The following is a 7,615-nucleotide window of genomic DNA, read 5'->3' on the forward strand; positions in this document are numbered from 1 at the left end:
CAAGAGAAGGATCCTCATGTTCATGTCTTACCTTGCACCCCTGGCCGGGGTGCTGGCATTCACCCTGGCCTGCATCGCGCCTGCCCAGGCTCGGGACGATGGCACCGACCACTCCGTCACCCTTGAAAAGGTCGTGCAGACCTTCACCGTGCAGCGCGACGGCAGTTTCCAGGTGGCGGTCGAATCGGTCTCGCGCATCAACGAAGAGCGCGCCATCCAGGCCAAGGCCCAGCAAGCACTGAGCTACAACCGTGGGTACGAGACCCTGGAGGTCGACCAGGCCTTCACCCAGAAGCCCGACGGGCGCAAGGTCATGGTCGACGCCTCGCAGATCAAGGAGCAGCAGGAGCAGGCGTCCACCTACGCGCCGATGTTCCAGGACTCCCGGGTCAAGGTGGTGATCTTCCCGGAAGTGGCCGTAGGCGACCGCCTGGTGCTGCGCTACAAGCGCCATCGCACCACCGCGCTGTTCCCCGGCCATTTCGAGGACCTCACCGCGGCGGAATTTCACCCCGTGGAGCAGTTCTCGCTGATCTACGACCTGCCGGCGGACCTGCCGCTGTATGCCGACGCCCGTGGTTTCAAGGCGTCCACGCCCAAGGCCGGCAAGGGCCGCAAGGTCTACCGCTGGGACTTCGTGCCGACCGACAGGGCCAGGATCGAGGCGAGCGCCGTGTCCTACCTGGACTATGGCCAGTACCTCGCGGTCTCGACCTTCAAGGACTACGCAGGGCTTGCCGCCAGCTACCAGGCGCGCGCCGACGTGCAAGTGACACCGGCCATTGCCGCGTTGGCCGGACAATTGACGGCGAACCTGCCCGACGCCCGGGCCAAGGCGCTCAAGCTCAGCGACTGGGTGCGTGAGAACATCCGCTACGTGGCGGTCTATGTCGGTGCCGGTGGCGTGGTTCCGCACGCGGCGCAGAGCGTGCTCGACAACCGCTATGGCGACTGCAAGGACCATGTGGCCCTGCTCGAGGCGCTGCTCAAGGCGGCGGGTATCGAGAGCTCGCCGGCGCTGATCAACCTCGGCAATGCCTACCAGCTGCCGAAGGTGCCGACACTCGGTGTGCTCAACCATGTGCTGACCTATGTGCCGAGCCTCGACCTGTACCTGGATTCGACCGACCCGTCGGTGGCCGCCGGTTACCTGCCGCTGATGGACCTGGACAAGACCACGCTGCTGACCGCCACCGGCGTGTTCGGCAAGACCCCGGCCACCCAGTTCGGCAAGCAGGTCGGTGAAATGCTGTTCAAGGTCAAGGACACGGGTGCCGCGGACTTCACCGGCGACTCGACCATCGAAGGCTGGGCCAGCGAGGTCAACCGCTATGGCGCCAAGACGATGAAACCGACGGACCTCGATCGCATTGTCGAGCAGGTGCTCAATGCCTACGGGCAACGGGGCAGCGGCAAGATCCTGATCCAGCCGTCGACGGCGCCGGAGCACTTTCGCAGCCAGGTCCAGGGCCATACCGAGAACCTGGTGAACCTGCCCGGCCCGGTGGGCGTGCCGGCCCTGAGCAGCCTGGTGGGCGGCATCGCGCAGTCGGTCTACGGCTTTGCCACCGAGAACGAACGCACCCAGGGCTTCGTGTGCATTTCCAACGAAACGCTGGAGCAGTCGCGCTTCGAGTTCCCGGCCGGCGTCACCGTCCTGGCGACGCCCAAGGCCGTTGCCGTGAAGGAAGGCAGTTTCGACTACAGCGCCCGTTACACCCGGGACGGCAACGCCGTGGTGGTCGAGCGTCGCATGCAGTTCAAGCACCCGAAGGCGGTGTGCTCGCCTGAGGAGTTCAAGGCGATGAAGCCGGTCATCGAGACCATGGTCCGGGACCTGCAGGGCCAGATCATCGTGCAGGGCTGAGGCCCGGAAACGCAAAAGCCCCGCCAGAGCGATCTGAGCGGGGCTTTTGCTTGCCGGCACCGGTGAAAACACACGGGTGACGGCTGATGTCATGGCGCACTCGGCGGGATTCGAACCCACGACCCCTGCCTTCGGAGGGCAGTACTCTATCCAGCTGAGCTACGAGTGCAACGGGCCGCATGATACCCATCTGTGTCGGTGGCGTCCATGGCCTTGATCTGTGGAGTTTTTTCCCGGGGGGACAGCGGGTGCCGGTCACAGTGCGATCAGCTCTGGCCGCAGCCCTTCCACCCGCTGTACCGCCGGCTTCAGGTACCCGCCGTTGCCGGTGATCTGGTGCAAGACCTTTTCACGCAAGCCATGCAATGCCACGCCGGTGCGCTGGCGCGGGTGCGGCAGGTCGATTTCCACCACCGCCTTGATCCGCCCCGGCCTCGGCTCCAGCACCACCACCCGATCGGCCAGGTAGGTGGCTTCCTCGGCATCGTGGGTGACCAGCAGGATGGTGATCCCCGAGCGTTCGCGAATCGCCAGCAGTTCGTCCTGCAGCTGTTGGCGGGTCAGGGCGTCGAGGGCGCCGAAGGGTTCGTCCAGCAGCAGGATCCGTGGGCTGGCCACCAGGCCACGGGCGATGGCCACGCGCTGGGCCATGCCGCCGGACAGCTGGTGCGGATAGGCCGATTCGAAGCCGACCAGGCCCACCAGTTGCACGTACTCGTGTACGCGCCGGGCGCGCTCGCCCTGGGTGAGTGTCTCGTTGACCAGCCCCAGGCCGATGTTCTGCGCCACCGTCAGCCATGGGAACAGGCGATGCTCCTGGAATACGATGCCGCGTTCGCCGCCGATGCCGTCGACCGGCTGGCCGTCGACCCGGATCGTGCCGCTGTAGTCGGTGTCCAGCCCCACCAGCAGACGCAGCAGGGTGGACTTGCCGCAGCCGGAGGAGCCGACGATGGCGATGAACTCGCCTTCGTTGATCGACAGGTCGAAGTTGCGGATCGCCTCGAACGGCTGGCCATCGACGCTGAAGGTCTTGCCGACCCCCTCGAAACTGACCAGTGGCGGCGTGGCGTCGGGTTGGTTGGCCGCGTGCAGGGCCGGGGTGATGAAGGCGTTCATGCGGATCTCCAGCGCGTGGCGCGCGATTCGAGGCGTTGGCCGAGGTGGCCGAGCAGGGCGCCGACCAGGCCGATCAGGACCATGGCGGCCATCACCTGGTCCATGCGGAACAATTGCTGGGCGCCGATCATCAGGCTGGCGATACCGCCGTCCGAGGGCATGAAGTACTCGGCACCGATAGTGCCGAGCCAGGCGTAGATCAGCGCCAGGCGCAGCCCGGCGAAGATCGCCGGGGCGGCGCCAGGCAGCACCAGCAGACGCAGCCGGTGCGGCAGGTCAAGGCGCAGGGCCTGGGCCGCCTCGCCCAGCTGTGGCGGGAGGCTGGCGATACCGCGCTGGGTGGCGATCAGCAACGGGAAGAACGCCGCCAGCGCGACGAACACCAGCTTGGCGCCTTCACCCAAGCCGAACCAGGCGGTCAGCAGCGGCACCCAGGCGAACAGCGCCACTTGGCGCAGCGCCGACAGGCTCGGGCCGAGCAGGCGCTCGGCGCTGGCTGACAGGCCCAGCAGCAGGCCCAGCACGAACCCCGCGCCACCGCCGAGCAGCAGCCCGGCCAGGGTGCGTTGCAGGCTCAAGCGCAGGGCATCGGGCAACGAGCCGTCGAGCAGGCCCGCATACAGGCTGCGCAGCACCTCCAGTGGCGAGGTGAGGATGTTGGCGTCGACCCAACCAAGGCTGTTGGCGGCCTGCCACAGCACCAACAGCCCCGCAGGCAGCAGCAGGCTTTGCCAGCCGCGTGGCACCTGGCCGCGCAGCTGTTCGCCCGTGGCCGGTTGCGGCCAGTGCAACAGGCCGCGCTCCAGGCGCGTGAAGCCGCGATCCATCAGCGCGCCGACCAGGCCGATCACCAGGATGCAGAGGAACACCAGGTCGAGCATGAACAGTTGCCGCCCCCAGACCATCAGGTAGCCGATGCCTTCGCTGGACGCCAGCAGCTCCACGGCCAGCAGCGAGGTCCAGCCAGTGGCCAGGGCCAGCCGCACACCGGCGAGAAACGCCGGCAGCGCGGCGGGCAGCAGCAGGCGCAGGAACAGCAGGTGAGGGGGCAGGCGCAGGACGGCGGCAGCCTCGCGCAGCTTGGGCTGGGCGTCGCGCACGCCGACCAGGGTATGTAGCGTGACCGGCACCACCACGGCCTTGACCAGCACCACCAGCTTGAGCAGCTCGCCGATGCCGAAGAACAGCATGAACAGCGGGATCCAGGCCAGGGTTGGGATCTGTGCCAGGGCGACGAAGGTGGGCATCACCAGGGTCTGCGCTCGCCGCGATCCACCCAGCCAGGTACCCAGCAGCAGGCCGCTGGCGATTCCCGCCAGCAGTCCCCAGGCCAGGCGCTGCAGACTTATCCACAGGTGGCCCCAGAGCTCACCGGAGCCATACTCCAGCGCGCTCTGCCAGACCAGCGACGGCGCAGGCAGGATCTGCTCGCTCATCCAGTGTTCACGGCTGGCGATAATCCACAATGCCGCCACCACCAGCGGCACGGCCCACGGTATGTAGGAGCGGCCTTGTGCCGCGAAAGGACCACGTAGCGGCCTCCATCTACGGCGCTGGCCTACGCTCAAGACTTCGCTCATCAAGGCACCTCTCAAACAAACCATTCCTTGTTTATTCGTTTGTGGAATTAAAAATTCTCACAAGCGATATTCAGGAGATAAGAGCATGCGCCTGCTGCATGCGAAACCCCCGAGGCATTGCGTTTTCCTCATATTTTTCATGCGTGCTCTGCAAGCCGCCCGGCGTCCCGCATGGCGCCTGGTTTATGCCTTCTGGTTACTAAAAAATGAAGTTTTGATCTTTGTAGGTTCTAACCGGACCTGCCTAGCTTCTGGCCCATAGCGCCGGCCATCGCCGGTGGCAGCCTGCCAAGGAGCCTTGCCATGAAAACCGCCTTCCGCCATCTGCTCAGCCCGTTGCTCGCCGCCTTGTTGAGCGCCCTGCCCGTGGCAGCCCATGCCGCCCAGCCGGATGTGATCCGTATCGCCGTGCCCGACCTCAGCGCCGGCAGCAAGCCCAGCGCCGGCGGCGTGGTGGATGTGCTGCGCGACCAGCAACTGCTGGAGAAAGAGTTCGCCAAGGACGGCATCCGTATCGACTGGCGCTTCTTCAAGGGCGCCGGCCCCGTGGTCAACGAGGCCCTGGCCAACGGCCAGGCGGACTTCGCCTACCTGGGCGACCTGGCCGCGATCATCGGCAAGGCCAACGGCCTCGACACCCGCGTGTTGTCGGCCGGGGTGCGTGGGGTGAAGAGCTACCTCGGCGTGGTGCCGGGCTCGGGCATCCACAGCCTGCAGGACCTCAAGGGCAAGCGCGTGGCGGTGTTCCGCGGCACCGCCAACCAGCTGTCGTTCGCCAGCGCCCTGGCCAGCCAGGGGCTATCCGAACGTGAGCTGAAAGTCATCAACCTCGATTTCAACGCGGCCAACGCCGCCCTGGCCGCCAAGCAGATCGACGCCACCTGGGGCCTGTCCAGCCTGCTGTCGCTGCGCGAGCGAGGGCTGGTCGAGCTCCCGGTCAACTCCCGGGACCTGAAAGGCGCCGGCAGCACCCAGGCGGTGCTGCTGGGTACCGGCGAGTTCATCCGCCAGCACCCCGACCTGGTACAGCGGGTGGTCAACGCCCAGGAGCAGGCGGTGAAGTGGCTGCGCGACGAACGTAACCGCGAGGCCTATGTGGACCTGGTGGCGAACACCGCCAACTGGCCAAAGGCGATCCTGCGCGACGACCTGGCCGAGGAGAACCTCGCTGACTACTTCGACCCACGCCTGGATGCCGGTTTCGTCGGCCTGCTGCAACAGGGCGTGGACCTGGCCGTCAAGGAGCGCCTGATCCGCCGTGGCTTCCAGGTGGCCGACTGGATCGAACCCCGTTTCATCGATGCCGCCCAGCGGCAGGACCAGGCCGTCCAGGCCGCCCGCTGACCCGACAACAACCGTGAGGAGCACGACCATGAGCAACGCCGCACTGGCCACCGCGCCGCAAACCCTGGAACTCGACATCCACCCCGTTGCCGGGCGCATCGGCGCCGAGATCCGTGGCATCAAGCTGTCCGCCGACCTCGATCCGGCCACCATCGATGCCATCCAGGCGGCATTGGTGCGCCACAAGGTGATCTTCTTCCGGGCCCAGGAGCACCTGGACGACGTGGGGCAGGAGGCCTTCGCCCAGTTGCTCGGCGAGTCGATCGCCCATCCCACGGTGCCGGTGGTCGATGGCACCAGCTACCTGCTGCAGCTCGATGGCGCAGAAGGCCAGCGGGCCAACTCCTGGCACACCGACGTGACCTTCGTAGACGCCTACCCCAAGGCCTCTATCCTGCGCAGTGTGGTGGCCCCGGCTGCCGGTGGCGACACGGTGTGGGCCAACACCGCCGCAGCCTATCAGGAGCTGCCCGAGCCGCTGCGCGAACTGGCCGACAAGCTGTGGGCGGTGCACAGCAACGAATACGACTATGCCAGCGTGAAGCCGGATGTCGATCCGGCGAAGCTTGAGCGCTATCGCAAGGTGTTCACCTCGACGGTGTACGAGACCGAGCACCCGGTGGTGCGGGTGCATCCGATCAGTGGCGAGCGGGCGTTGCAGCTAGGGCACTTCGTCAAGCGCATCAAGGGCTATTCGCTGGCGGACTCGCAGCATCTGTTCGCGCTGCTGCAGGGGCATGTGACACGCCTGGAAAACACCGTGCGCTGGCGCTGGCAGGCGGGGGACGTGGCGATCTGGGACAACCGCGCGACGCAGCACTATGCGGTGGATGACTACGGCACCCAACCGCGCATCGTGCGCCGGGTTACCCTGGCTGGCGAGGTGCCGGTGGGGGTGGATGGGCAATTGAGTCGGACCACGCGCAAGGGCTGAGATCGTTGGGGCCGCTTTGCGGCCCTTTCGCGACGCAAGGCCGCTCCCACAGGAGCGCAGTCCCAAAGGGCTGCACAGCAGCCCCTTACGGCTACAACTCGCTATCACAGGCAATCAACTGCCTCACCAACCCCTGCGCCAGCGCCGACAACCCATACCCCACCCGGCTCACCACCCCATAGCGGGTATAGAACGCCTCCTCCTGCTCCGGCGCCAGATCCACCAGCTTGAGGGCCACCAGGCCGTCATAGGGCCGCAGGTTCGCGCTGCAGGCGATACCGATGGTGTCCGAATGCAGCACGACATTGAGCAGCGCATAACCATGCTCGCATTCCACGCTGGGCAGAAAGTCCTGCCGCCCGCTCAAGTCACTGAGGATCTTGCGGATGTTCGGCGGGCGAAAGGTGGTGGCCAGCGGGTAATCGAACAGGTCCCGCGCCCGCACTTCGGCCAGCTCGGTCAATGGATGTTCCCGGCGACAGCAGAAGTGCCAGCGCTGTGGCCTGAGCTTGTGCACCTGGTAGTCCGGGTCGGCCTCGAACTGGCGGGTGTCGGCGACGAAGAACTCGATCTCCTCGGCGATCAGCCGCCGGTTCAGCGCCTGCCAGTTGTCCACCTGGAAGCAGGTGCGGGCCGCTGGGTACTCGGCGACGAACCGCGCCACCGCCCTTGGCACCAGCCCGCCGGCGGGGGCCGGCCCCGAGCCGAAGCGCACCACGCCGGTGGTGGCGCCGTTGAACTGGTTGATCTCGTTGACCAGGTTGTGCGCCC

The 7,615-nt window shown here is 66.5% G+C and carries 6 protein-coding genes and 1 tRNA gene; 3 read left to right on the forward strand and 4 right to left on the reverse strand.

Annotated features, from left to right (window positions below; all coding sequences use genetic code 11):
* Positions 1-22: 22 nt before the first annotated feature.
* Positions 23-1,867, forward strand: coding sequence for a DUF3857 and transglutaminase domain-containing protein (locus tag CC207_RS12300; protein WP_088852248.1), 1,845 nt, complete (start codon positions 23-25; stop codon positions 1,865-1,867).
* 92 nt (positions 1,868-1,959) lie between these two features.
* On the opposite strand, the gene CC207_RS12305 is transcribed toward CC207_RS12300, so the two are convergent.
* The 3 genes from CC207_RS12305 to CC207_RS12315 all read right to left on the reverse strand — a co-directional run bounded on the left by CC207_RS12305 (position 1,960) and on the right by CC207_RS12315 (position 4,566).
* Positions 1,960-2,036, reverse strand: a tRNA-Arg gene (locus CC207_RS12305).
* An 86-nt stretch (positions 2,037-2,122) separates the two neighbouring features.
* Entirely contained in the window at positions 2,123-2,986 is an 864-nt protein-coding gene (locus CC207_RS12310) for an ABC transporter ATP-binding protein (protein ID WP_088852182.1), read from the reverse strand.
* The gene (locus CC207_RS12315; protein WP_238348066.1) at positions 2,983-4,566 is read right to left on the reverse strand and encodes an ABC transporter permease; all 1,584 of its coding nucleotides are present in this window, start codon (positions 4,564-4,566) and stop codon (positions 2,983-2,985) included. Before CC207_RS12315 ends, CC207_RS12310 begins: the two co-directional genes overlap by 4 nt.
* 303 nt (positions 4,567-4,869) lie before the next feature.
* Between CC207_RS12315 and CC207_RS12320 the strand changes: the two genes are divergently transcribed.
* Positions 4,870-5,910, forward strand: a complete 1,041-nt coding sequence (locus CC207_RS12320) for an ABC transporter substrate-binding protein (protein ID WP_028688585.1) — start codon at positions 4,870-4,872, stop codon at positions 5,908-5,910.
* Positions 5,911-5,938: 28 nt separating this feature from the next.
* Positions 5,939-6,844: a TauD/TfdA family dioxygenase gene (locus tag CC207_RS12325; RefSeq protein WP_088852183.1), complete on the forward strand. Its 906-nt coding sequence runs from the start codon at positions 5,939-5,941 to the stop codon at positions 6,842-6,844.
* A gap of 91 nt (positions 6,845-6,935) precedes the next feature.
* Here the strand turns inward: CC207_RS12325 and CC207_RS12330 are convergent.
* The coding region (locus CC207_RS12330) for a substrate-binding domain-containing protein (protein ID WP_256582075.1) at positions 6,936-7,615 on the reverse strand (680 nt) is incomplete at its 5' end.

This window comes from Pseudomonas sp. DrBHI1 (assembly GCF_002205115.1).
GTDB classification, from domain to species: domain Bacteria; phylum Pseudomonadota; class Gammaproteobacteria; order Pseudomonadales; family Pseudomonadaceae; genus Aquipseudomonas; species Aquipseudomonas mosselii.